The sequence below is a fragment of the Spirosoma sp. KUDC1026 genome, assembly GCF_013375035.1.
In the GTDB taxonomy this organism is placed as follows: domain Bacteria; phylum Bacteroidota; class Bacteroidia; order Cytophagales; family Spirosomataceae; genus Spirosoma.
This window is the reverse complement of the sequence record NZ_CP056032.1, coordinates 2,739,732-2,763,312: the sequence shown is the minus strand read 5'-3', so window position 1 is coordinate 2,763,312 and position 23,581 is coordinate 2,739,732. Positions and strand designations below refer to the sequence as shown.

The 23,581-nt window shown below is 52.4% G+C and carries 26 protein-coding genes; 10 read left to right on the top strand and 16 right to left on the bottom strand.

What is annotated here, in order from left to right; genetic code table 11:
- Nucleotides 1-4: 4 nt before the first annotated feature.
- From HU175_RS11615 to HU175_RS11580, 8 genes are read right to left on the bottom strand one after another with little or no spacing between them, the layout of a single operon-like run.
- Nucleotides 5-1,393: a cytochrome b N-terminal domain-containing protein gene (locus HU175_RS11615; RefSeq protein ID WP_176566757.1), complete on the bottom strand. Its 1,389-nt coding sequence runs from the start codon at nucleotides 1,391-1,393 to the stop codon at nucleotides 5-7.
- Nucleotides 1,390-1,917 carry a ubiquinol-cytochrome c reductase iron-sulfur subunit gene (locus HU175_RS11610; RefSeq protein ID WP_218037024.1) on the bottom strand — a complete coding sequence of 176 codons (528 nt, stop codon included), beginning with the start codon at nucleotides 1,915-1,917 and terminating at the stop codon, nucleotides 1,390-1,392. The genes HU175_RS11615 and HU175_RS11610 overlap by 4 nt, the downstream gene beginning before the upstream one ends.
- Nucleotides 1,892-2,146, bottom strand: coding sequence for a cytochrome c oxidase subunit 4 (locus tag HU175_RS11605; protein ID WP_228724400.1), 255 nt, complete (start codon nucleotides 2,144-2,146; stop codon nucleotides 1,892-1,894). Before HU175_RS11605 ends, HU175_RS11610 begins: the two co-directional genes overlap by 26 nt.
- Nucleotides 2,128-3,009, bottom strand: coding sequence for a cytochrome c oxidase assembly protein (locus HU175_RS11600; protein ID WP_176566756.1), 882 nt, complete (start codon nucleotides 3,007-3,009; stop codon nucleotides 2,128-2,130). The genes HU175_RS11605 and HU175_RS11600 overlap by 19 nt, the downstream gene beginning before the upstream one ends.
- A complete protein-coding gene (locus HU175_RS11595; RefSeq protein WP_228724399.1) occupies nucleotides 2,993-3,559 on the bottom strand; it encodes a heme-copper oxidase subunit III in 567 nt (188 codons plus the stop codon). Before HU175_RS11595 ends, HU175_RS11600 begins: the two co-directional genes overlap by 17 nt.
- On the bottom strand, nucleotides 3,531-5,243 hold the full coding sequence (gene ctaD / locus HU175_RS11590; RefSeq protein WP_176566754.1) for a cytochrome c oxidase subunit I: 1,713 nt from the start codon (nucleotides 5,241-5,243) through the stop codon (nucleotides 3,531-3,533). Before ctaD ends, HU175_RS11595 begins: the two co-directional genes overlap by 29 nt.
- Nucleotides 5,240-6,187 (bottom strand): cytochrome c oxidase subunit II, encoded by a 948-nt coding sequence (coxB, locus tag HU175_RS11585; RefSeq protein ID WP_176566753.1) that lies wholly within the window; start codon nucleotides 6,185-6,187, stop codon nucleotides 5,240-5,242. Before coxB ends, ctaD begins: the two co-directional genes overlap by 4 nt.
- Nucleotides 6,188-6,225: 38 nt before the next feature.
- Nucleotides 6,226-6,660, bottom strand: coding sequence for a PPC domain-containing DNA-binding protein (locus tag HU175_RS11580; protein WP_176566752.1), 435 nt, complete (start codon nucleotides 6,658-6,660; stop codon nucleotides 6,226-6,228).
- A 263-nt stretch (nucleotides 6,661-6,923) separates the two neighbouring features.
- On the opposite strand from HU175_RS11580, the gene HU175_RS11575 reads away from it, so the two are divergent.
- The 5 genes from HU175_RS11575 to HU175_RS11555 all read left to right on the top strand — a co-directional run bounded on the left by HU175_RS11575 (nucleotide 6,924) and on the right by HU175_RS11555 (nucleotide 11,363).
- The gene (locus HU175_RS11575) at nucleotides 6,924-7,367 is read left to right on the top strand and encodes a DMT family transporter (protein WP_176566751.1); all 444 of its coding nucleotides are present in this window, start codon (nucleotides 6,924-6,926) and stop codon (nucleotides 7,365-7,367) included.
- 48 nt (nucleotides 7,368-7,415) lie between these two features.
- A complete protein-coding gene (locus HU175_RS11570; RefSeq protein WP_176566750.1) occupies nucleotides 7,416-8,024 on the top strand; it encodes a hypothetical protein in 609 nt (202 codons plus the stop codon).
- A gap of 101 nt (nucleotides 8,025-8,125) precedes the next feature.
- Nucleotides 8,126-9,382: an MFS transporter gene (locus HU175_RS11565; RefSeq protein WP_176566749.1), complete on the top strand. Its 1,257-nt coding sequence runs from the start codon at nucleotides 8,126-8,128 to the stop codon at nucleotides 9,380-9,382.
- A 97-nt stretch (nucleotides 9,383-9,479) separates the two neighbouring features.
- Nucleotides 9,480-10,814, top strand: coding sequence for an argininosuccinate lyase (gene argH, locus HU175_RS11560; protein ID WP_176566748.1), 1,335 nt, complete (start codon nucleotides 9,480-9,482; stop codon nucleotides 10,812-10,814).
- 333 nt (nucleotides 10,815-11,147) lie between these two features.
- On the top strand, nucleotides 11,148-11,363 hold the full coding sequence (locus tag HU175_RS11555) for a hypothetical protein (protein ID WP_176566747.1): 216 nt from the start codon (nucleotides 11,148-11,150) through the stop codon (nucleotides 11,361-11,363).
- Nucleotides 11,364-11,434: 71 nt separating this feature from the next.
- Here HU175_RS11555 and HU175_RS11550 read toward each other — a convergent pair whose 3' ends face one another.
- From HU175_RS11550 to HU175_RS11540, 3 genes are all read right to left on the bottom strand, one after another.
- Nucleotides 11,435-12,688, bottom strand: coding sequence for an MFS transporter (locus HU175_RS11550; protein WP_176566746.1), 1,254 nt, complete (start codon nucleotides 12,686-12,688; stop codon nucleotides 11,435-11,437).
- A gap of 120 nt (nucleotides 12,689-12,808) precedes the next feature.
- Nucleotides 12,809-13,210 carry a hypothetical protein gene (locus HU175_RS11545; protein WP_176566745.1) on the bottom strand — a complete coding sequence of 134 codons (402 nt, stop codon included), beginning with the start codon at nucleotides 13,208-13,210 and terminating at the stop codon, nucleotides 12,809-12,811.
- A gap of 153 nt (nucleotides 13,211-13,363) precedes the next feature.
- Complete coding sequence (locus HU175_RS11540; protein ID WP_176566744.1) at nucleotides 13,364-14,245, bottom strand: DUF808 domain-containing protein; 882 nt, start codon at nucleotides 14,243-14,245, stop codon at nucleotides 13,364-13,366.
- A 213-nt stretch (nucleotides 14,246-14,458) separates the two neighbouring features.
- Between HU175_RS11540 and HU175_RS11535 the strand changes: the two genes are divergently transcribed.
- Nucleotides 14,459-15,121 carry a phosphoribosylanthranilate isomerase gene (locus tag HU175_RS11535; protein WP_176566743.1) on the top strand — a complete coding sequence of 221 codons (663 nt, stop codon included), beginning with the start codon at nucleotides 14,459-14,461 and terminating at the stop codon, nucleotides 15,119-15,121.
- Between the two features lie 68 nt (nucleotides 15,122-15,189).
- Here the strand turns inward: HU175_RS11535 and HU175_RS11530 are convergent, their stop codons facing one another.
- A complete protein-coding gene (locus HU175_RS11530; RefSeq protein ID WP_176566742.1) occupies nucleotides 15,190-15,606 on the bottom strand; it encodes an Hsp20/alpha crystallin family protein in 417 nt (138 codons plus the stop codon).
- 340 nt (nucleotides 15,607-15,946) lie between these two features.
- Between HU175_RS11530 and HU175_RS11525 the strand changes: the two genes are divergently transcribed.
- Nucleotides 15,947-17,287 carry a tetratricopeptide repeat protein gene (locus HU175_RS11525; protein WP_176566741.1) on the top strand — a complete coding sequence of 447 codons (1,341 nt, stop codon included), beginning with the start codon at nucleotides 15,947-15,949 and terminating at the stop codon, nucleotides 17,285-17,287.
- A gap of 87 nt (nucleotides 17,288-17,374) precedes the next feature.
- On the opposite strand, the gene HU175_RS11520 is transcribed toward HU175_RS11525, so the two are convergent.
- On the bottom strand, nucleotides 17,375-18,145 hold the full coding sequence (locus HU175_RS11520; protein WP_176566740.1) for an AMP nucleosidase: 771 nt from the start codon (nucleotides 18,143-18,145) through the stop codon (nucleotides 17,375-17,377).
- Nucleotides 18,146-18,314: 169 nt separating this feature from the next.
- Here HU175_RS11520 and HU175_RS11515 point away from each other — a divergent pair, with 169 nt between their 5' ends.
- Nucleotides 18,315-18,758 carry a type I restriction enzyme HsdR N-terminal domain-containing protein gene (locus HU175_RS11515; protein ID WP_176566739.1) on the top strand — a complete coding sequence of 148 codons (444 nt, stop codon included), beginning with the start codon at nucleotides 18,315-18,317 and terminating at the stop codon, nucleotides 18,756-18,758.
- Nucleotides 18,759-18,820: 62 nt separating this feature from the next.
- Here the strand turns inward: HU175_RS11515 and HU175_RS11510 are convergent, their stop codons facing one another.
- Genes HU175_RS11510 through HU175_RS11500 form a run of 3 tightly spaced genes read right to left on the bottom strand, consistent with a single transcriptional unit; the run spans nucleotide 18,821 to nucleotide 21,946 of the window.
- The gene (locus tag HU175_RS11510) at nucleotides 18,821-19,423 is read right to left on the bottom strand and encodes a YceI family protein (protein ID WP_176566738.1); all 603 of its coding nucleotides are present in this window, start codon (nucleotides 19,421-19,423) and stop codon (nucleotides 18,821-18,823) included.
- Between the two features lie 43 nt (nucleotides 19,424-19,466).
- Nucleotides 19,467-19,922, bottom strand: coding sequence for a MarR family winged helix-turn-helix transcriptional regulator (locus HU175_RS11505; protein WP_176566737.1), 456 nt, complete (start codon nucleotides 19,920-19,922; stop codon nucleotides 19,467-19,469).
- A gap of 53 nt (nucleotides 19,923-19,975) precedes the next feature.
- Complete coding sequence (locus HU175_RS11500; RefSeq protein ID WP_176566736.1) at nucleotides 19,976-21,946, bottom strand: hypothetical protein; 1,971 nt, start codon at nucleotides 21,944-21,946, stop codon at nucleotides 19,976-19,978.
- A gap of 238 nt (nucleotides 21,947-22,184) precedes the next feature.
- Between HU175_RS11500 and HU175_RS11495 the strand changes: the two genes are divergently transcribed.
- Nucleotides 22,185-22,781 (top strand): Maf family protein, encoded by a 597-nt coding sequence (locus HU175_RS11495; protein WP_176566735.1) that lies wholly within the window; start codon nucleotides 22,185-22,187, stop codon nucleotides 22,779-22,781.
- 43 nt (nucleotides 22,782-22,824) lie between these two features.
- A complete protein-coding gene (locus tag HU175_RS11490) occupies nucleotides 22,825-23,232 on the top strand; it encodes a hypothetical protein (protein ID WP_176566734.1) in 408 nt (135 codons plus the stop codon).
- Nucleotides 23,233-23,581: the final 349 nt, after the last annotated feature.

Below are 23,581 nucleotides of genomic sequence, written 5' to 3'. Positions count from 1 at the left end.
TGGCTCATTGCTGAGCATGGAGAAAGTTAACCAGATCCGTTAGTTCCTTGTTGGAAAGCATGCCCCCGTAAGCGGGCATGCCCGTTGCTCCGTTCACAATCTGCACTTTAATCTGATCGGTCGTCCAGGTACGGCCAATATGCGTCAGGCTCGGTCCGGTAATGCCGCCCTGCCCGCCAACTTCGTGACAATACTGACATCCCTTATCGTGGAATAAGATTGCGCCCTGTTTAAGTTTCGGGTTGGCGTAGTTGATCACCTGCGCCAGCGGTTTGGTATCGAAATGCGGGGACCAGGGCTCCCGTTCGCCTACGTACAACAAAGCTCCCATAAACACAATTACGCAGGCTACCCCAAACACCGCCCAGGGCCGTCGGATGGGACTTCGCTCGCCTTTATTGGACACGAAGGGCAGGGCTAATAAGGCTACGACCATCAGAACCGGTCCCAGAAAAATCAGGTACGATTCGGTTGCTGGAGGTACCAGTGCGAACAGGGCAAAGACAGGTAGCATGTACCAGTCTGGTGCAGGTGACGTATTGATAATTGACGGATCGGGCGGCTGGGTCAACTCGGGTGGACCGACAAAGACCGCTAGTCCAACAATCGCCAGAATAACCAGCGCCCCAAAAAGCGCATCGCGCCAGGCTGCATCCGGCCAGAACGGAACGCCCACCCGCTTCAGCATGTCGTTGTACCAGGCCCGGTACGTTTTGGGATCAACCAATTGACCTGCTTTGGGCGGCTCTGAGATACCGTGATAAAATACCAGGTACAAATGGACGCCGACAAACAGGAAAATGAGCGCCGGAAACAGGAAGACATGGTAGGCGAAAAAACGGCTCAGCGTCTGGGCGCCAATGGTATCGCCCCCCAGCAGGAGCCGCGCCAGGCCGGTACCAATCAGCGGTACGCGACCCAGGTTCTGAGCTGCCACCACCGATGACCAGACTCCGTTGGAATCCCAGCGTAGCAACTGTCCCGTAAAGCCCATGATGATGGTCAGGAAAAACAGGAAGACACCGCTGATCCAACTCATTTCACGTGGGTATTTATAAGCCGCCATGATATACACCCGAATCATGTGAATACCGACCATAATCACCATTCCCGACGCACCGAAGAAATGAATCCCCCGCAGCACCCGTCCGAACGTGGCCTGGTTGGTAATGAATTTCAGTGACTCAAACGCATCCGCCGACGACGGCTGGTACAGCAGTGACAGGCCAATACCGGTGACGACCTGAAGGATAAAACAGAACAACGTAGCGCTACCAAACACATATGCCCATTTGGCACCCGGCGGAACAGGGTGTTTGATGAGCGGCATGATATTCTCCGACCAGCCCAGCCGATCGTCCAGCCAGTTCCCGATGTTTTGTAGTACGCTCATGAAGCCTGCTCGTCGCCAAAATTGGTAATGGGGATCGGCCCCGTCCCGATCTGAACCTGCCCCTGTTCTACCCGAACGGCGTAGCGTTGCAGTTCCTTGGGCGGTGGCCCGGATGCGACCGAGCCATCGCGGTAATACACGCCACCGTGACAAGGGCACATAAATAATTCGGCGTCGGCCTCCCACCGGACGGGGCATCCCAGATGCGTGCAGTTTACCGAGAAAGCAATAAAGTGACCTTCTGTATCGTGCCGAAGCCAGGCCGCCGTTCGGGCCGTCATGCCCGCCCAGGCTTTCGGGTCGGCGTTTTCGAAGCGGACAAGCTGGGTTTCACCCACCGGAAAATCGTCGGGTTTACCCACCGTACGCCAGACCTCTGGTTTATTTTCAAGCAACGGAGCGACCAACGCACCAACGACCGGTACGCTCACCGCCAGTGCGGCAACCCCACCCAGACCCAGGCTTACCTTCATCATAAAATCCCGTCGGCTTTCTTCCTTAGTTTTGTTTTCTTCCTGACTCATGTCGCAGTTCGTTTATCCAGCCCACCAGAGCTATCATCATTACCACCAGTCCCGCCACACCGATGAGCCAGCTCGTTAGTAACCCCCATACCGCAAAAGCCAACCCCATGGCCAGAAAAAAGGGCCAGTACGTTGGACGTGGGATGTGCTGTGGCCGGGCTTTTGTCCAGTTGTCCCGGTTGATCAGGTATTCTTTTTTCTCGTCCCCGTTCATTTCTCCTCGTTCCATAGCAATGGGCCTACAGGTTTATCAGCTACGGTCAGCCAGTTAGTGAACAGATACAGCGCTCCCGTCAGATAGATCAGACAACCCGGCACCCACATTAACAGACCGGCCGTCTGCTGGTCGGTGGCCCGGTCGAACCCCCAGTCCTCGTGTATCTGTCTCAGCAGCCCGTAATAGTCGGCGCCTACGTACGTCTGGTAGACACCAACCGGCGCGAAGGTGATTAACATACCCATCAACGAGCAGCCCAGACATGCCGAAGCCAGGTAGGCAATTCCCACCATGGGATGAATTCGCTGTTCGGGGAAAGGGCCAATTAACGGCCAGGCAAAGCAGCCCCCTGCCAGCAGCAGACTAATCGGATGCAGAATGTGCGCCAGGTTCGCCAGCATCCCCGCCGACGAACCGCCCCCCCGGCATATCGGAATAGACGCTATGTCGCCCAGTGCCGTGCTGTAGTCATGAGCAACGGTAGCATCGTAAACCGAGGGAATATGCCAGAACCACATGATGCCAACGCCCAGAAGCCAACCCATCCAGGGCCGACGGACGAAAAAAACAGACAGTTTTTTCACCAGGAATCCCCCTTTACCGGATGATTGCTTCGGCAGTCCCAGCACCAGTAATGGAGCGGCAATCAGCAGCAACAGCATGTGCCCCATCATGTGCGCACTAAGCAGATAATGCGCCCCCAGGACGTATAAGGGAGATGTCTGCACCAACCCCACCACGACCAGGCCGGCTACGTACCAGCCAACGCCCGGTTGGCGCTGCCAGCGCGCTGCATACCCGTACAGCAGTGCCAGTCCAGTCAGCAACGCCAGACTAAACCAGTCGATGGACCAGAAGCTAAGGAGTGCTGACATGGCCGTGCAGGTTTATAAATTGAGGCAGAATGTATACCAGCGCAAAAACAATGATCCAGACCACATCCACAAAATGCCAGTAGATACCCACGGCCTGAATCAGCGACGAATCCGAATTTTCGAAATCACCCAGAAAAGCCAGACACAGCACCACCAGCAGGCAGATCAGTCCGATCAATACGTGTAGCCCGTGAAAACCCGTCAGGGTAAAGAACCCGGTGGCAAATGTTCCCTGGCTGATTACCAACTGCTGGTCAAACAGATGTTTATACTCCATTAACTGTCCGGCCAGAAACGTAGCGCCCAGCGCCAGCGTAATGATCAGCCAGATACGTAATGGCTTCTGTTTTCCCTGCTTAAAGTTTACTTCTACCCGCCAGTACGTCAGGCTACTCGCCAACAGCAAAGCGGTGAACGCACCAGTTTGCACCGGTTCCAGCAACCCCACCGATTTAGGGTCAAAACCAGGGTAATAGGCGAAATAGATAAAGCCCATTATCAGCGCCAGGAAGAAAATGGTCTCAGTCCCGACCACTAACCACGTCATCATCTTTGGTTCCATACTTATCGTCTTCTGTTGTTTTGTGATCGCCGATCTCGGGATGGTTCAGATCGTGCAGTGGCCGGAAACTCATGATGGGTGGTATGTTCGAAAAGCTTTTCAGCTGCGGGGGCGAGGTCGCCAGCCACTCCAGCGTGTACCCATCCCAGGGATTATCCGGCGCGCGTTTCCCTCCCTTAAAGGCAGTGTACATCAGATACAGAAACGGCATCATGGACAGGCCCATCAGCAGCGCGCCAATACTTGAGATCATGTTCAGTGGCTCGAAACCGGGGAGGTCCGGGTAGGTATGCACCCGCCGGGGCATCCCGATGGCACCCAGAATATGCTGCACAAAAAAAGTCAGATTGAAACCAAGAACGAACAGCCAGAAAAACCATTTCCCCAGCCGCTCGTCAATCATCCGGCCTGTCATTTTGGGAAACCAGTAGAACAGCCCGGCAAACAACCCGAACAGACTCCCACCCAGGAAGACGTAGTGCAGGTGCGCTACGACGTAGTACGTATCCGTCAGCTGCCAGTCGATGGGCACGATCGCGAACGATACGCCACTCAATCCGCCGATGGTAAACTCGACCAGAAAAGCCGTCGCAAACAGCATGGACGTAGTGAAGCGAATGGACCCACCGTACATGGTACCCAGCCAGTTGAAGATTTTCACGCCGGTCGGTATGCCAATCAGCATACTGCTGGCAGCAAAGAAACTATTGACGGTGTTTCCCATGCCCGTGGCAAACATATGGTGTATCCATACGCCGAAGGCCAGCAGCGAAATCGCTATCCCGGACCCAACCACGAAAGGGTAGCCGAAAATGGGCTTTCGGGAGTAGACCTGAATTACCTCGGACAAAATGCCGAACGGTGGTAGTATCACAATATACACTTCCGGGTGGCCAAACAGCCAGAACAGATGCTGCCAAAGCAAGGCCGATCCGCCGGTATTGACGTTGAAAAAGTGACCATCCAATTGGCGGTCGATGAGCAGCATGACCAGGGCCGCGTTGAGCGACGGGAAAGCCGCCAGAATCAGAAAGCTGTTGATGAAGACCATCCAGACGAACACGGGCAGGTATTTATATTTCATGCCCTCCGCACGTAACGTAATGACCGTTACGATCAGGTTTGCCGCCGTAGCTACGGTGCCTATTCCCGTCAGCAGTAGACCAATGCAGTAATAATCGACACCCGGTGTTTTTGAGAACTGGGCCTGGTTTAGTGGCGCGTAATTGAACCAGCCGGTGTCGGGGGCGCCACCGGCCAGATAGCTGAAATACAGTACGATACCACCAAAAAAGGAAATCCATAGCCCGAAGGCATTTAACCGGGGAAACGCCATTTCGTTGGCGCCAATCATCAGGGGTGTCAGATAGACCGAAAAGCCTAGAATTGCGGGGGTCAGCACGAAGAAAATCATCGTCGTACCGTGCATCGTAAACAGCTGATTATAGGCGATGGCTCCCAGAAAGTGGTTTTCCGGTACCATTAACTGAATCCGCATCAGCAGGGCCATCGCGCCCCCCACCAGCAGGTAGAACAACGCCATCAGCAAATACATGATCCCCAGCTGTTTATGATCGACCGACGAAATCCACTGCAAAAGCCCCTGATCGGTATCGATGTTGGTACCGGGCAGCGGAGACAGCGGTTCGGGGACTTCGATATCTGTTATCATTTCAGCGTCGATAAATAGTCTACCAGTACGTTGATGCTATCCTTCGGGAACACGAACCGGGGCATCAGGGCACCGGGTTTTACGTGCTGTGGGTTATCCAGCCATTTACGCAGGTTTTCGCGCGTGTTGGGCATCATGCCGGACAGCATCGTTTTCCGGCTCGCAAAGTGCGTCAGGTCGGGTCCCCCCTGCCCGTTGGCCGCCGTTCCCTGGATTCGGTGGCAGTTCACGCAGGCATGCCGATTAAAAAACTTCGCGCCGGTCAGCGCCGATTCGGTGGTAGGGGTCACGGCCGGCCGTTGGTAGTCAGCCAGCCATTGCCGGTACTCTGCTTCGGGTTGAGCGATCACCCAAATGCGCATCCAGGCATGCTGCGCGCCACAAAATTCGCTGCAGGCTCCTTCGTAGATGCCGGGTTTCTCGATGTTCAGCCAGAGGTGGTTGGTTCTGCCCGGCACGGCATCCATCTTGGTCCCCAATTCGGGCACCCACCAGTCGTGAATAACGTCTTTGGCTTCTATGTGCAGTAATAGCGGTCGCCCAACGGGCAGGTGAATTTCGTTCGCTACGAGGGCTTTTGTACCGGGGTATTCGGCTTCCCACCAGAACTGATGGCCGCGGATCACGATGTCAGGCTGGTGTCCGTTAGGCGGTGGCAGGATCGCTTTCATGGCTTTGGCCGACAAAACAAAAAAGATGATGACCAACAAAGTCGGCACGCCAATCATGATCGATTCGACGGTTTTGTTTCCCGTAAACTGCCTGGGCTGACGATCATCACCGGGTTTCGCCCGGAATCGAATAACGATGTAAATCAGCAGGCCAACCACCACCAGCAGAATGGCCAATGCCACTACCACAAAGTAGATTGTCAGTCGCTGAATAGCGTCTGCTTCACGCGATGCCGATGAAAAGATGGAAGGAAATGCCAGTAGGGTTATCATCAGGGAGGATCATCGTGATACACTTGAAACAGCGCGACTTACAGACGGATGAGGGCAATACCCGTTTCCTCGTCAACTTGCCGGCGCAGATGAGCAGGCGATTCAGTCAGGACAACTTCCAGCGTTGGAAACACGGTCGCCGACAGCAGGTGTCCTCCCCGGGCCATTCCGTCCGACATCCCGATCACCGCGTGGGCGTGCACCTGAACGTCACCGTCTGGCTTGAGCGTAATATCTCCGGCCAGTGTCAGCACTTCGACCTGTTCGCCAACAGGTATCTTTTTGTAATCTTTGAGAGCTACGTCATAAAACCCCAGTACTACATCGCTGAAACCACCGATGGCGGTAAACTGACTGGCCGATAAGTGATTGTCACTGGCAAACTGCCGTAAACCTGCCATAACTTCATCACCTTTATCAAAAATCAGGGCGTAGGTTTTCTGCTGATCTTCGTTGAGTAGTTTAGCTTTCATGCAACAGGAGCAACCGATAAAAAGACGACGTATTCCTGCCGTTGACCGGGCCGATCAACGCAGCCCGCTGGCATAAATACCTGTAGTCTATACTGCTACTGAACTGAAAGGTTTATCCCCTTTCGGATTTTAAGCAGAAATTAAGCGGCCGGACACGCGGCAGCCGGAATGCCCCTCGTTCGAACGCGCCCGGGTCGGACACTAATTTCTTCAGTTGTCGGCTGTACCTTCGCGCTGCGTTTTGTTCGGCAACCTCATTATTCATGACTTACGTTTATCTTCTTCTGGCCTTTCTGACGGGCCTGGCCGTAACCATTCAGGCGGGCGTCAATGCCAACCTGCGCCAGGCAATGGCAAACCCCGTATTGGCAGCAGCCATCTCGTTCGGTACAGGATTTATGTCCCTGGTCTTAGTGTTGCTGGCCCTCCGCGGGGGCTTGCCTTCGCCGACGCTTATCCGGCAAACGGAGTGGTGGAAATGGACGGGTGGGGTGATCGGAGCAATCTACGTAACGACGGTCATCATCAGCGTCCCTAAAATTGGTACGGCCAACCTGGTCAGCCTGAGCGTTGCCGGTCAGTTAGTGGCGGCCGTTGTCTTGGACCATTACGGCTGGCTCGGTTTCTCACTGCACCCCGCCAACGGCTGGCGACTGCTGGGCCTGGCGTTTATTATGGCGGGGGTGCTGCTTGTCGTCAAAAACTAAATCAGCAGCTGGCGGTTGATACTCCAGCCGATTATCGGTTCTGCTTGTATGGTCAATTATCGTTTCTACCCTTCCCTGCTCAACACCTTTTCCCGTTACCTCACCGGTGGCAATCTGTCCATTCAGCAACTGATCGACAGCATTAACCGGGTGCCAACGCCCACTACAGCCGCCCAGGAACGCGGGACTTCGTTTGAGGAAGCCGTGATTAAAGGCACGGATGAGGAACGGTTCAATCCCGATATTTTGAAAAAAGTCAGGAAACTCCTTCCCCGTCCTATCGTTGATACCCAGGTGTTTTGTCAATGGCAGATCGACGACGTACTCTTTTACGGCTACGTGGATCTGATCGGTTCATTCAAGGCGGTCGACCTGAAAACAACGGGATCATACCAGCCGGGCCGCTTCGTGAACAACCACCAGAATTTGTATTTGCACGCGCTCAAACGGAAGGGCATCAAGCTGATGGAATACGTCATCACCGACTTTTCGGACGTGTACGTAGAGAGCTACTCCTTGACCCATCCCATCGAGAAGCAGCTGGAAGAAATTCGCCTGTTTAAAGCATTCCTGGAAGAACACCGGGCGCTGATCTCCGACAAGAAGATCTTTGTCCAACCCGGCGAAGACGCCGATCCGGGCCGACGACGTGGCTGATGGTAGTACCATTCGGTGCTTCTTAAACCGGATTCTACCTATATCCATTACTCTCCTAACTTGCTCCTGATTATTGGTATCATGCGCCATACCTTTGCGGTATGTTCCAGCGTACTATTCACCTCTACCGGGATGCTTACCGGGGCTTATCACCGTCGGTCTGGTTGCTGGCGGGCGTCATGCTCGTCAACCGCTGTGGTACGATGGTACTTCCCTACCTAACGCTCTATCTAACGCAGCATCTGCACTATAGCGTGGCCGACGCGGGTATCGTTATGGCGGTATTCGGCGTTGGTGCTTTTTTAGGTACGTTTCTGGGTGGTCAACTGGTGGACCGGTTTGGGTTCTATTACGTTCAGTTACTTAGCCTCGTGTTTAGCGGGGCGTTCCTGCTTTTTCTGCAATTCGTCACCCATTTTTATGCCCTCTGCGGAAGCGTTTTTGTGTTCACCCTCTTTGGCGAGTCATTCCGCCCCGCCAATCAGGCGGCTATTGCCCATTATTCCATTCCGGAAAACCGCACCCGTGCCTTTTCGCTGAATCGGCTGGCAATCAATCTCGGCTGGGCTATTGGCGGGGGCTTGGGTGGCTGGATTGCGGGCATCCAGTACAGCCTGCTCTTCTGGACCGATGGCCTGACTTGCCTGCTTGCCGGCCTGTTTTTGTGGCTGGCGCTGCAACCGCCCCGGAGCCAGGCAACAAATGACGGGCTGGCTGCGCTTACTTCCTCGATTGATACAGAACGGTTTATGTCGCCGTACCGTGATACACCCTTTGTCATCTTTGCGGTACTCGCTACGTTGTATTTTATCGTCTTTATGCAGCTGTTTTCTATTATCCCGCTTTATCTGAAAGAAGCCGTGCACCTGTCGGAAAGTCAGATCGGCCTGCTGATTTCTATGAACGGGGTTATCATCGTCTGCGTCGAAATGGCGCTGGTCTACACGCTGGAACGCAGGAACTTTCCAAAAATCCGGCTGATCATCGCCGGCATTCTGCTGGCCACGGTTTCGTACACACTACTCACACTCCCGGCTACCTGGGTGAACGCACTGCTGTTTACGCTGGGGATTACGTTCAGCGAGATGCTGGTCATGCCCTTTTTTCAGTCGTTTACCGTGGAGCGATCCCAGCCAGCAACGCGCGGGAAATACCTGGCGCTGTACGCAATGGCGGGGGCGCTGGCGCAGACGTTGGCCCCTATGCTGGGCGCTCAGCTGGTCGCCAACCTGGGCTTCCAGTTGCACTGGCTGGTCGTTGCGGTCATTAGCCTGGTAGCAGCGCTGGGCTTCTGGCGGCTGGGGCCACGTCTGAGCACCCCATTGGATTCAGGCGTGGATTCATTGAGCCATACATAAATTTCTTTACGACCTTTGCGCAAACAAAGAGCGAAACTGAGCCGCCGGGGCGGAGTGACCACCTAGATTCGCTCGTTCGCTCATTAACTCTTTCACTTTGAAACTCTGGCAGAAAGAAGGCGTTACGACGTCTGAACAAATTGAACGTTTTACCGTCGGGCGCGACCGCGAGATGGATCAGTACCTGGCGCAGTTCGACGTACTGGGCAATCTGGCGCACGCGCAGATGCTCGAAACCATTGGTCTGCTTACCCGCGACGAACTGACGGCCTTGCAGGCTGAACTTAAAACGATCTATCAGCAAACGCAGGATGGTCAGTTTGCCATTGAAGACGGCGTTGAAGACGTTCACTCACAGGTTGAATTAATGCTGACCCGGGCACTGGGCGATACAGGTAAGAAGATTCACTCCGGTCGGTCCCGGAACGATCAGGTACTGGTCGATCTGAAACTCTTCACCCGCGACCGGCTCTGGCAGGTAGCGGGGGCCGTCCGGCAGGTATTTGACCAGCTCATCAGCCGCTCCGAACAACACAAAGATGATCTGCTACCGGGCTACACGCACTTGCAGATTGCGATGCCATCGTCGTTTGGTCTCTGGTTCGGTGCCTACGCCGAAGCCCTGGCCGACGACATGCTGACGCTGCAAACGGCTTACCGACTTAGCAACCGGAATCCGCTTGGGTCGGGCGCGGGGTATGGCTCGTCGTTCCCGCTGAACCGTACGATGACCACCGAATTGTTGGGTTTTGAAGGCATGCACGTCAACGTCGTATACGCGCAGATGAGCCGGGGAAAAACGGAGCAGACCGCCCTGACGGCCCTGGCCGCCGTGGCTGCTACCATCTCCCGAATGGCGATGGATATCTGCCTGTACAACAGCCAGAACTTTGGCTTTCTGGTTTTGCCCGACGCCCTCACGACCGGCAGCAGCATCATGCCGCACAAGAAAAATCCGGACGTAGCGGAACTGCTGCGCGCTAAGACAAACCGGCTAAAAGCGTTACCTATGGAGGTAACGCTCGTCATGAGCAACCTGCCGTCGGGCTATCACCGGGATATGCAGTTGCTGAAAGAGATTCTGATGCCCGCCTTCGACGAGCTGCTCGACTGCCTCGATATTACAAATTACATGCTGGAGCACCTGCAGGTGAAAAACAACCTGCTCGACGACCCTAAATACGATCTGTTGTTCAGCGTTGAGCGGGTCAATGAACTCGTCCTGCAGGGGGTGCCCTTCCGAGAAGCGTACCAGACGGTTGGTAAAGAGATTGCCTCCCATACGTACCAGCCTCCGCGCACGCTGCACCACGCGCACGAGGGCAGCATCGGCAACCTGGGCTCCGATCTGATCGTTGCCTATATGGAGCAGGCCCAGGCTGGCTTCGGCGCCGAGAAAGCAAAAGAGGCTATCGAGAAACTGCTGGGGTAATTCATTTCGTTCAGAAGGGGGATAACCGGTACGTCAGCACGTACCGGTTATCCCCCTTTACTTTTGGAAGGGCTCGTTTATTCCTGAATACTAAAGTGCCTCATCACAGACCGAGTTTCACCATTCATATTAGCGCCTGATAATGAGACCACTATAAATAATTTATATATTTTTATTGGATCTTCTTAACTCATTATATGCCTGACAGCCCGTAATGGACAGGTTGCGTAGTACTATTTTAATTGGCTGCTTATTAGGCCATAAGTGGAGTGAACAATAACGAAACGTTGCTGTTTAAAAAACCAGTGTATCACGAAACCAGCAACTTTCACCATGAAAAATTACCAGCCACTGACGCGCATTGCGAAAGCCGCCAAATCATCCGGGTATTATCTGAAAGACAGCATTCGCGACATGCTCGACCTTCAGAATCAGTATCAGCTCTCCGACGAATTGTTCTGGGAAGTGTTTAACAACCGGGTTCTCCTCAACAAACCGATTAACGTAAACGCCTACGTTCACGGTATCACTGCCAGTGGTCATGCATAAGCTCCGCTTTCTTCATCCCTGAGCGCTACATTACGCAACGAGCTAATGTGGCGCTCATTTTTTTTGCCTGGTCAGTTCAGTTTAACTGAAAAAAGATTTTTAGATCGCGTGTAGATGTACCCCAACGCCACCAGCGTAAAAATGCCCCCTACCAGCACAGACGGCGTGGTTCCCAGCAACCGGGCCATAAGTCCCGACTCGAAGGCGCCAATTTCGTTGGACGAGCTCACAAAAATACCATTCACGGCAGCAACACGGCCCCTCAGGTGGTCGGGCGGGAAAATCTGCATAATCGTCTGCCGAATAATCACACTCACGCTGTCAAACGCACCCGTTAACGCCAGCATCAGCACGGACAGGTAGAAATTGGTCGACTGCGAGAAAATAATCGTAGCAACGCCGAAACCCGCTACGGCCAGCAGCATGTTCCGCCAGGCATGATCGGTAGGCGGACGTTTGGTCATGTACGCCAGTGTCAGCACGGCTCCCACTGAGGGTGCCGCTCGCAAAACCCCCAGCCCCTCGGCCCCGACTTTCAGAATATCCTCGGCAAAGACGGGTAGAATAGCTACTACGCCCCCAAACAGGACAGAAAACAGATCCAGAGAAATGGCGTACAGGACAATGGGCGTATTGAACACGAATTGAAAGCCTTCTTTCAAACTTTCCCGGAAACCAAGTACCGGCGCATCGCTGACCGGCACCGGACGGCGGCTTACCATCGTGATCAGCACAAAGCAAACGATCTGTAGGGCAATCACAACCAGCAGGGTATTGTCGAAACCTAGCCCACTGTATAGGAAACCTGCTACGCCCGGCCCCGTAATGGCACCAACCTGCCAGAAGGAACTGTACCAGGTGGCCGAGTTGGCGTATAGCTCACGGGGAACCAGGAACGGCTTCAGCGAGGAGCTGGCTGGGGAATAAAACCCCTTGGCCGTTCCAATCAGCATCAGTACACCGTAGATCGTTGCCAGTTGGGCCGTCTGCGACAGTCGGCTGACGACGACGGGTTGAAACATAAAGTACAGAATAACTGATCCTAACGTAATAACCAGCAGGCTCCACTGCAGGATTCGTTTTTTGTCGCGCCGGTCGGCCAGGTGACCGCCGAACAGGGAAAGCGCAATAAAGGGAATCGCTTCGGCCAGCCCAACCAGACCTAATGCCAGCGGGTCGTGGGTCATTTTATACAATTCATACCCAAGCACAACCTCCTGAATCAGCAACGTGGCTGTAATCAGGAAACTGTTCATGACAAAGTAGCGGAAATCGGGGATACGTAACGATGCGAACGAATCGTTGGAGGAAAGAACGGTAGCCATATGCAAAAAGCGCTTCGATTTCTTAACCGAAGCGCCGGGCATTTTGTCCCTGCCAACCGTAATATTCTGCGATATTGGTACGCCAGCCGCTTTCAATCATCACTAAACTGCGGGTTGAGCCTATTTTGCTTTCTGCGGTTCTTTCGGACTGAGCGTGCCCCGGGCAATGGTTTCCGGTTTCGACTGAGCCGTTGGGTAGCGTAACAGCATGGCCGTTGGCAGCGAAATCTGGGGCTGTTTAATAATCACCAGCCGGTAGGATTTTTCTCCAACAACTAGGTTCTGATACATCATCTGATCGCCCGACGGCTGGGGCAGACTCCAGTTGGCAACTGGCTCTTTGGTTAGAATGTCCACGTCCTCTTTCGACAACGTAGCGTAGGCGGTATCGGGTTTGAAATCTTTTCCCGTGATGCCTTCAATCAGCGAAACAATGGCCGGTGGGGTGGTTTCAGATTTGGTCTGGGCGGCCGCCGACAGGCTGATCAGCGTCAATGCAAATAAGGATAGTAGCTGGTTCATGGTAGCGTTGAGTAGCGTTCTAACCAAAACAACCACATCCACCCGGCTTTGTTCCCCCGGAGCAATGCCAGCCAGTACCTACGCGGAAGCTCATCGGACTAAGCAAGGGCACTCCACAGTCAATGCAAAAGCGAAACATCCTCACCCGATTTATCAAACTCCCGACGGTTTAATGAGCGTACGAAGAGCCTTAAACCCCGCAAAAAGACCCACGATTACCAATCCGACGATCAGCCCGATACCAAACTCTTTCACAAAATCGGGAAGAGCCGGAAACAGGTTGTGCAGAGAATGAATGTTATGAACAAATATTCCGCCGGCAACCAGTAAAAGGGCCGCTGTACCCACTACGTTCAAAATTCGGATGACTACAGGCAGCGCTTTAACCAGCCCCTGCCCCACTGTTGAGAGTAAACCGGTATGATTTGAACGTTTAATCAACTGATAGCCTGCATCGTCCATGCGAACAATCAGCGCAACTATCCCATATACGCCAATCGTCGCCAGTACGGCAACCAGCGACACCGTTACGATCTGGGTCACAGAAGCGGCTCCCGTAACCGTTCCCAGCGCAATGATGACAATTTCCACGGAGAGAATGAAGTCTGTCGTGATTGCAGACTTTATCTTTGCTTTCTCCTGATCGATAGCTGATTCGTTCTGCTTACTTTCTAGGATGACCGGTTGTTTGTGGGTGCTGTCCTTGCTGAAATAATGAATTATTTTTTCAGCTCCTTCATAAGCCAGGTAACAACCGCCCAGGAGAAGAATATAAGTGATAGCGACCGGGAAGAATGCATTTAGCAGCAGGGCAATCGGGACGATAATGAGTTTATTGATCAGAGAGCCTTTAGTAATGGCCCACAGAATAGGCAGCTCCCGGTCAGCCAGGAAACCCGTGGCCTTTTCGGCATTGACAGCCAGATCGTCCCCTAATATGCCTGCCGTCTTTCGAGTGGCTATTTTCGTCGTTAAGGCTACATCATCCATTAATGCAGCTATATCATCTAGGATTGCAAAAAAACCTGACGCCATCTAGTTAAAGTTTAATCATCTCTTTATTCCTGCGGAAAGATAAAGATGGATTGACCGCTTCCCATAAAAGTGAGCCATTGGACGAAAAAAAACGTCCAGCCAACCCCAGTATGCACTACGTTTATACATTTAAGAAAACCCGCGCTGGAGTCGTACTGGCATCCATCCTGCCACACTCAACTTCTGCCTTATTATGTTTAACGCCGTACATCTATGCATAAGCCCCCCCGCACACGCCTGAAAGTATGCTGTATCAGCAGCCCCGACGAAGCCCGGCTGGCAATCCGGGCCGGAGCCGACGCATTGGGGTTAGTTGGTAGAATGCCCAGCGGCCCCGGCGTCATTGACGACTCGCTGGCCGCCCGGATTGTACAAATTGCCCCACCTCCCGTTGCTACGTTTATGCTGACCAGCGAAACGGAAGCGGATGCCATCATTGCGCACCAGCGTCGGGTTGGCGCGAATACGGTTCAGTTGGTCGATGCTGTGGCGCCGGGTGTATACGATCAGCTTCGGGCTGCTCTCCCGGCCATCAAACTGGTGCAGGTCATTCACGTCGTCGACGAACGTAACATTGACGAAGCCTTATGGGCCGTTGAGCGTGGAATCGATGCTCTGCTGCTCGACTCCGGCAATCCGTCACTGGCCGTAAAGGAACTGGGTGGCACAGGACGAGTACATAACTGGCAAATCAGCCGACAGATTGTGGAGCAGGCCAGCGTCCCCGTTTTTCTGGCGGGAGGGCTCAACCTGGGTAACGTTCGGGAAGCTATTGAGCAGGTTCAGCCGTTCGGTCTGGATATTTGCAGTGGTGTTCGTACGGATGGCCAGCTGGACGAAAGAAAATTGTCGGCTTTTGTGAATGCGCTACGGTAAGTATCCTTTAAAACAAAAAGGCCTACCCCGTCGGGGGCAGGCCTTTCCTATCTATTCACCAGTCGCCATTAGGCAACGGCGATTTCTTTGACGGCTGGCTCTTTCATTTCGTGTTTAGGGAGTTCCAGCGCCAGGATACCGTTGTTGTAGCTAGCCGAGATTTGATCGGCGTTAACGGTTTTTGGCAGGCGGAAGCTCCGTTCAAACGAGTTGAAGCTAAACTCCTGACGGGTGTATTTGTCGGTGTTTTCTTCGCTTTTCTGTTCGTTTTTGTACGAAACCGTCAGCTTGTTGTTTTCAACGTTCACTTTAACGTCTTCTTTGTTCAGGCCTGGAACCGCCATTTCCAGATGGAAGGCCGTTTCGGTTTCTTTAATGTTGACGGGTACCGTAGCTGTCGAATTGATGGCTGGACGGTTGTAGCCAAAATCACCAAAGAAAGGATTGAAGAAAGGAGCGCGGTTATATCGAACTAAAGTTGCCATGGTTTTATGTGTTTATTGGTTTTGGTTGTCTCGTTTGTTTGTTCATTATCGAACACATCTCTCTTTATACAAACGACGTACCACGCCAGAAAAGAAACTCTTTACCGACAAAATGTCCTGAATTAGCTTCTTTATAAATAAAAACAAGACAAATTGTCGCTATTTAGATTATCTTTTTGGCACATTTACTGCCACTGACTTTTCTGATCATTAATCAATAAAAGTCTCATATGAATGGAATTATATTCAAAAACTTAACAAAACCGAAACTTGCCACAATGTCTGTCAATGGCTATTTTTAGCCGCCAATAACACGTACTTACCTCTTTTTTAATCCATTATGAAACGACCATTACGTTCGTTGTCTACCCTTTACCTATGGGTAGGAATGACCGCATCGGCCCTGGCCCAGCAAACAGCCGCCGATTTTTTTGAAACCGGACTTGGCAAAAGCAAAAGTGGAGATTTCACGGGAGCTCTGCAGGCATTCAGCGTAGCCATCAACATGAATCCCGAGAATTCAGCCAGTTACTACAACCGTGGTCTGGTGAAAGCTAACCTAAAAGATCACCGGGGCGCCGTTCTTGACTACGACCGAGCTATTGATCTGAATGCCAAAGATGCACTTGCTTACCTCAGCCGGGGCGTCAGTAAAAGTAAGCAGGATGACCACCGCGCGGCCCTGCTCGATTTCAGCCGCGCTATCGAACTTAATCCCGACGATCCTCAGACGTATTATTACCGCGGGGCTAGCCGGAGCCACCTGGAACAGCACCGCAATGCCCTGGCTGATTTTTCGAAAGCCATTGAACTGGATCCTGCCAATGTACAGGCGTACTATGCCCGTGGCATCACGAAACAGAAACTGGATGACTTTTCGGGTAGCCTGAATGACTTCACGCGTGTAATCGATGCCACCCCCAAACGTGGTCAGGCGTATGCCGGCCGGGGCCTGTCGAAAGTGGAACTGGGTCAGTATGCCTCTGCCCTTGTCGATCTGACCAAAGCGATCGAACTGGAGCCCGACGATGCGGGTTCGTATTACTACCGGGCGTATGACAAGGCGAAGCTGGAAGATTATAAAGGCGCACTGGCCGATTACAACAAAGCTATCTCGCTGAAGCCCGATAATTACCAGGCGTATTACGGCCGTGGATTCTGCAAAACGAAATTAAACGATCCCAAAGGCGCTGTTCAGGATTTTGACGAAGCGATTTCGATGAATAATTCGAACGTCGATACAAAAGTGAACTACGTTGGCCGGATCAACCGGGTTACGCTCGACAATCTGCGTAACGTGGTCCAGGAAAAGAGCAAGATTTCGCACATGGGCAACGAGCGTGCCGAAGCGTATTTTAGCCGGGCCATCAGCAAAAACAAGCAGAACGACCAGAGGGCAGCCCTGCTCGACCTGAATAGATCGATTGAACTGAACCCGACTTACGCCGAAGCGTATTTTACGCGGGGTCTGATCAAATCAGCGCAGGGCGACCAGAAGACAGCAATCACGGACTGTACCAACGCCATTAAACTGAACCCCACCTATTCGGAAGCGTATTATGTGCGTGGCATCATCAAGCACAGCCTTGGCGACGAAAATGGCGGCTGTCTGGACCTCTCCAAAGCCGGCGAACTGGGCTACACACCAGCCTACAAGGTGATTAGCGAGTATTGTAATTAAAAGAGGAGTAGAGGGAGGAAGGAGGAAAGGGCTGTCCAGAAACGAGCTTCTTTCCTCCTTCCTCCCTCTACTCCTTTCCTCCCCTTTTTAATCAAACCTCAAATGCTTGACTGATTCGCCGGAGGATTCGAGTTCGAGTAGGGCGTCGATGCCGATATCAAGGTGGCGGTTCACGAATTGACCCGTTACGCGTTTATCGCTTTCTTCGGTTTTCACGCCTTCCGGCACCAGCGGGTTATCGGAAACCAGCAGCAGAGCACCGTGGGGAATCGAGTTGACGAAGCCTACGGTGAAGATCGTAGCGGTTTCCATATCGATGGCCATCGCCCGGATCTCGCGCAGGTAATCTTTGAACGTTTCGTCATGCTCCCAGATACGCCGGTTCGTCGTGTACACCGTACCGGTCCAGTAATCAAGCTCGTATTTCTTAATCGTGGACGATACGGCCCGTTGCAGGCGGAATGATGGCAGCGCCGGAATTTCGGGCCGCATGTAATCGTTGCTGGTACCCTCGCCCCGAATGGCAGCAATGGGCAGAATCAGATCGCCAAGCTGCGTTTTTTTCAGCCCACCGCATTTCCCCAGAAACAGCACCGCTTTAGGATTTACTGCCGTCAGCAGGTCCATCACCGTGGCCGCCATAGGGCTACCCATGCCGAAATTGATGATGGTAATGTTATTTGCCGTGGCCGTCTGCATAGCCCGGCCTACCCCATACACCTCCACGTCAAACTTCTCCGCAAAAATCTGCACGTAGTTGATGAAGTTGGTCAGCAGGATATACTCGCCAAACTTTTCGATGGGCATACCCGTGTACCGCGGTAGCCAGTTATTAACGATGTCTTCTTTTGTTTTCATATGAGAGGGGAGGAAAGGGAGGAAGGAGGAAAGGGAAAGGAATATACAGTTATTGACTAAGGGATGAATAAAGTCCGTAGTAAACTCTACCCCCTTTGCGGCCCAACGGACCGTTCTATTTTTCCTTTCCTCCTTCCTCCCTTTCCTCCTTTCTCCTTATTTTTGAAACATGGTCGCCTTGAACCTGCCTACATTTGCCTACAAAACTAAACAAGTCGAAGGGAAACCTTATATTTTCGATTTGTTACGCCGAAAATACGTCCGGCTTTCCCCCGAAGAATGGGTGCGTCAGCACATTATCCATCTGCTGCTCACCCATTACGCCTATCCCAAAGCGCTTATTCGGGCCGAAGGTGGCGTGGTGCTGAACCAGACCCAGAAACGAACCGATGTGCTGGTGTTTGATCGGCAGGGGCAACCATTCCTGCTGGTAGAGTGCAAAGCTCCGCATATTGCGTTAACCCAGACGGTGTTCGATCAGATTGGCCGCTACAATCACGTTCACCGGGCGCCCTATGTCGTCGTTTCCAATGGTCTGGTTCACTATTGCTGCTGCGTCGACCATGACACCGCCGGCGTTACGTTCATGGACGACTTTCCCGCCTTTACCTGACGGATATAAAAATCCCCGGCACCAGCAGGTACCAGGGATTTTACGCGTTTGTTGATGACTGCTTATTTGGTAGCAACCAGCTTCATTTCGACCGTGAAGTCGTCGTAGATCGCTTTATCACCAATGTTTTCGAAGAACGATTTCGACCCGTAACGGATGTCATATTTCGTCCGGTCGAGCGTTGCTTTGCCATCAGCCGTCAGCGTGTTGCCCGCTACTTTCACCGTTGCCGGGAACGTTACGGCGTTGGTGATCCCTTTGATGGTCATGTTACCCGTGATGTCGAATTTATCGCCACCTTTTGGCGTCACTTTCGTGATTTTGAAGGTAGACGTTGGGAATTTCGCCGTGTTGAAGAAATCTTCCGACTTCATGTGGCCAATGAACTTCGCGTTGTACTCAGCGTCGGTCAGGTCGGTGCAGGTGATGCTGTTCATGTTGAACGTGAACGTACCGCCGGTCAGTTTGCTGCCATCGGTCATAATCGCACCGTTTTCCAGTTTCACAGTGCCCGAGTGTTCGCCCGTTACTTTCTTACCGTTCCAGTTCATAACGCTTTTCTGCGTATCAACTTTATAGGTTGTTGCTTTCGGATTGATAAAAGCAGACGTACCAGCAACGATGGCTACAGCTACCAGGCCAGCCAGAAATTGACGTGTTTTCATGGAATTGTTTATTGTGTACTTATTGGTTGTATTGAATTGTTTTTTAAGCGCGTAATCGATCCAGAAGCTCGCTGAGTTTTGCAGCTTCATCCGTCGTCAATTTGTCATTCATCTCCTCGTTCAACCCTTCGATACCCTCGTCTAACTGCTTTAAGAGAGTAAGGCCAGCATCAGTTATGATTACATCCACAGCCCGCCGGTCGCTGGGACACTCGGTACGTAACACCAGGTCTTTCAAAACCAGCTTGTCGACCAGCCGCGACGCGTTGGACATCTTGTCCAGCATTCGCTCGGTAATGTCGCTTACCTTAACTGGGGATGGATGCTGCCCACGCAGGATTCGCAGCACATTATACTGCTGTAGCGTTAAGCCCGAAGGTTTTAGCAGTTGCGCCTGCTGGTTAGCAATCCAGTTACTGGTGTATAGCACATTAACCATTGCCCGATGATAGGGCGATTTAAACGGTGTGCCTTGTTTGATGTCTGTTTCGATTGACATGGTACAAAGATAATACAACTACATTAAATGTAGAAACATTATTTAAAAATATTTTATCGATATGGAATGATCTGGGGGGCCGACAGATCAAAATCGCGGAACCGCAGCGCTGGAACCCCCTCAAACGCCTGCCGGAAGGGAGCCGCATTGCCCGGTATATTTGGATAATAAGACAACCGAACCTGAAAGCTATTAAATGTCAGGTTCTCGTTTCGCAGTCGAAAACCGATACCATATCCCTGGTACAACGGTCCTCTCAAGAGTGATCGTTCTGGAAACGTAATTAATCCCAGGTTCACAAACGAGATAAAGGCAATGCGGAAACCGATAAAATTCAATTTGGAGAAGAGAATATTTTCGTAATTAATAATCCAGCGTTGGGTGCCGCGTAAAGCATCACTGTACACACCGATACCGTCCGTGATCAAGCCACTGGACCCGCTACTCAGATTTAAATATTCGTTCTCGAAACGCCCGATACCAGTTGTGTACCGCGTATTGAAAAAATGGCGCAGGTTACCCCAGCCTGTTTTCAGGAGCGGACTGAAATAGTTAGATTCGAGGGAAACAACGCCCTGTTCGAACCCGACCGTGCGCGAATAGCCGCCCACATTGATTAGGCCGTACAGATACCCGAAGTTTTTAATGTACCGACCCTGCGAGAAATTAAGCCCCAGGTACAGCCGTTGACCGAGTTCGGCATTGTCGAAGCCAACAATCCCCGCTACGGTTTCGCCCACCGGAACGTCCTCCGTTCGTCCAAAGCCGTAGATCAGTACGTCGCGGACGTATTTGCGTCGGGAAAAACCAACACTCAGCAACGTAGTCCGGCTATCCTGATACAACTGATTCGTATCGGCCGTTACGCCCGGACGCTGCAGGTATTTATAAATGGTATTCCGGACAGCCACGATCAAACGGGAGCGCCCCTTTTCGTCGGAGTCCGTTTGCCGGTAGAAAAGCCGGAACGAGCGCCCAAACCAGACATCCGAATAATTATAGCGCAGCGGCACCACCACAGCGCTGTCGTTCCGCATCAGCAGGCGGTTATTGATCTGGGTCTGGCTCAGTTCAAACGAACCGGCATATTTGGTATCAGGCGTCAGGAACGGGCGAAAAACCCGGAAAACACCCTGTTTCAGATCACGCAGGTACAGAAATTCGGCCTGGGTCGTTATGAACGTTTTACCAATAAATGGAATGGTATAACGGGCCCGGTACTCGACCTTTTGCCGGGGATCGTTGCCATCAACGGCAACCTGCCCGTATAACTGATGCCCCAGCCCCCGAACGTTATTCTGCTGGAACCCCACACTAAAGCGGTTGATGGCCCCTACCCCGCCATTTGGCTCCAGCGACCAGACATCCTGCGTGATTACATATACGTCCACAAACTGCCGGCTACCCTCTTTGGGTAAAACAATAATCCGGGCGTCGTGAAAGATCGACGTGTTCCGTAACAATCGCTCGTTGTCGCGCATGACATTGGGATCGACCTCATCGCCTTCCTTAAACAGCAGATACGACCGACGAATAACATGCTCGCGGGTGTTGATATGGACCCGGTTTCCCGTTCGTTCAATCCAGTTTCCGGGTTTACGCAGTGTATCGTATACTGATTGCCCGAACACACCCAGCCGCCGGATGTAAATAGTACCGATGACCCGGCCTTCATAGGCCTTGAACGGATTGATCTCAATCTGATTGACCTCCCCCGTTTTGATACGGCTGTTGTACACATCCCGAAAAACCGCATCATACAATTGGCGCGTCAGGCGACGCTTGTACATTTTGGTTTTGAGTTTTGAGTAAAACACACTGTCCCGCTGCATGAGGGCACTATCGGCCACGGCCGTTGAGAGCGGAGTGGCCAGCGAGTCGGTAGCGGCTTTTTCTTCTTTCTTTATTGATCGTTTTAAATCATTCTGTGCCAGTACGCTGCTACCGATCAGGATGCACAGCAGCATCCCACTCAGGAATAAGCGGGCTGTTGGCAACAGGCAGGATCGATAGAATTGAGTCATGTCGGGCAATTATCGGTTAGAGCCGATTTCGGGCGGGAGGTTTAACGATCAAGGCATATCGTTCTCACCCGTAGAAAACGGATCCTGGAACCAATAGTCCCGTTGCTGATCGGAGCCAGACCAGACGTACTGATAGGGGCTGTAGACCGTATGGTCATGAGTTTAGTAAGTAATCCAATCAATTTACGAAAAAGCCCCCGGTTCCGACTTATTTTTACCCACCGTTCTATTTACCAGTATGCTTTCATTACGTTATCCGCTTGTGCTGGCGTCGGGGTCGCCCCGCCGGAAGCAATTGATGACCGACGCAGGCTTTCGCTTTACCATCGAAACCCGTCCTACCGACGAATGTTTTCCGGACGATATGCCTGTCGACGAAGTTGCCGAATATCTGGCTCGCCAGAAGGCGGAGCAGTTCCTTCCCGATTTCACGGCAAGCCTGGTCCTGTGCGCCGATACAGTCGTGATTCTGGATGGACAGATCATGAACAAACCCCAGGACGAAGCGGATGCCAGGCGGATGCTGCAGGCCCTGTCGGGTCGCACTCACCGCGTCCGGACGGGCGTCTGTCTGCTGGCTCCTGCCACAGCCGGCAATCCCGAACTGGTCTCGTTCACCGACGAAACAATAGTCCAGTTTGCTACACTGAGCGACGCCGAGATTGCGTATTATATTCGGGAATGCAAACCCTTCGACAAGGCCGGTTCGTACGGCGCGCAGGATTTCATTGGGCTGGTGGGTATTACGCGGCTGGACGGCTCTTTTTATACCGTAATGGGTCTGCCGACGCACCTCGTTTACCAGGCGTTAAAACCTTACGAAGTTTATCCTTAATCTATCAGCAACAAAGCGAATCAGTAGTATCCCTTAACTCTATATGAAGTCAATTTATTTCGCCCTTCTTTTTTTCGTTAGTCTGTCGACTGCTACGTTCGCCCAGACCAAACCCAAATCGGTTGAAGACGAGAAGTTCGTTTTCCTGAACAACGGCGCTACCGTGGGCATGATCGTCAAAGCGGTACTGAAAGCCGACAAACAACGCCTGAAACTAACCGACCAGCAGATGCTGCCCGCGCGTGACGTAATCATTGACGCGACGGTAAAGTACAATGAAGGCGTCAAGAAGCTGAAAGCGGCCAAGAGCATGACCCAGCAGAAGCTCCGCACCCTGGCCGTAGCGGTCGAAGACGAGAAAGTGCGGAATTACAAAGCAATCCTCACACCAGCCCAGTATACTACGCTGGTGACGCTGCACAAGAAAGTGTATCCGGAGAGCAAGGTGTAGTCGGTTGCAGAAGCCGCGACGAAGTAGACTTTGAAGCACCCAGATAGTGTATGCTTTCCTGGCTACAAGCTTCTATTCCGTTATAAAGGCAAGCCGCATCTTGATTAGATTCGGCGATGGGATACGTATCAGCAGATACGGGAAGATCTTGACTTTCTGGTAGCCTCATTCCTTTCGACGAGCCAGCGCTTCTGGGACACCAACTGCTATGATTGGAATAATGCTATGTACTGGCAACAACGAAAAGTGTTATAGCGATTAATGTCCTCCTCTCAATACCTATTTCCTGACGTACTGTCTGGCCCTGAATCCAGTAGATCATCTATTTTGTAATGAGAGGGTTCCAACC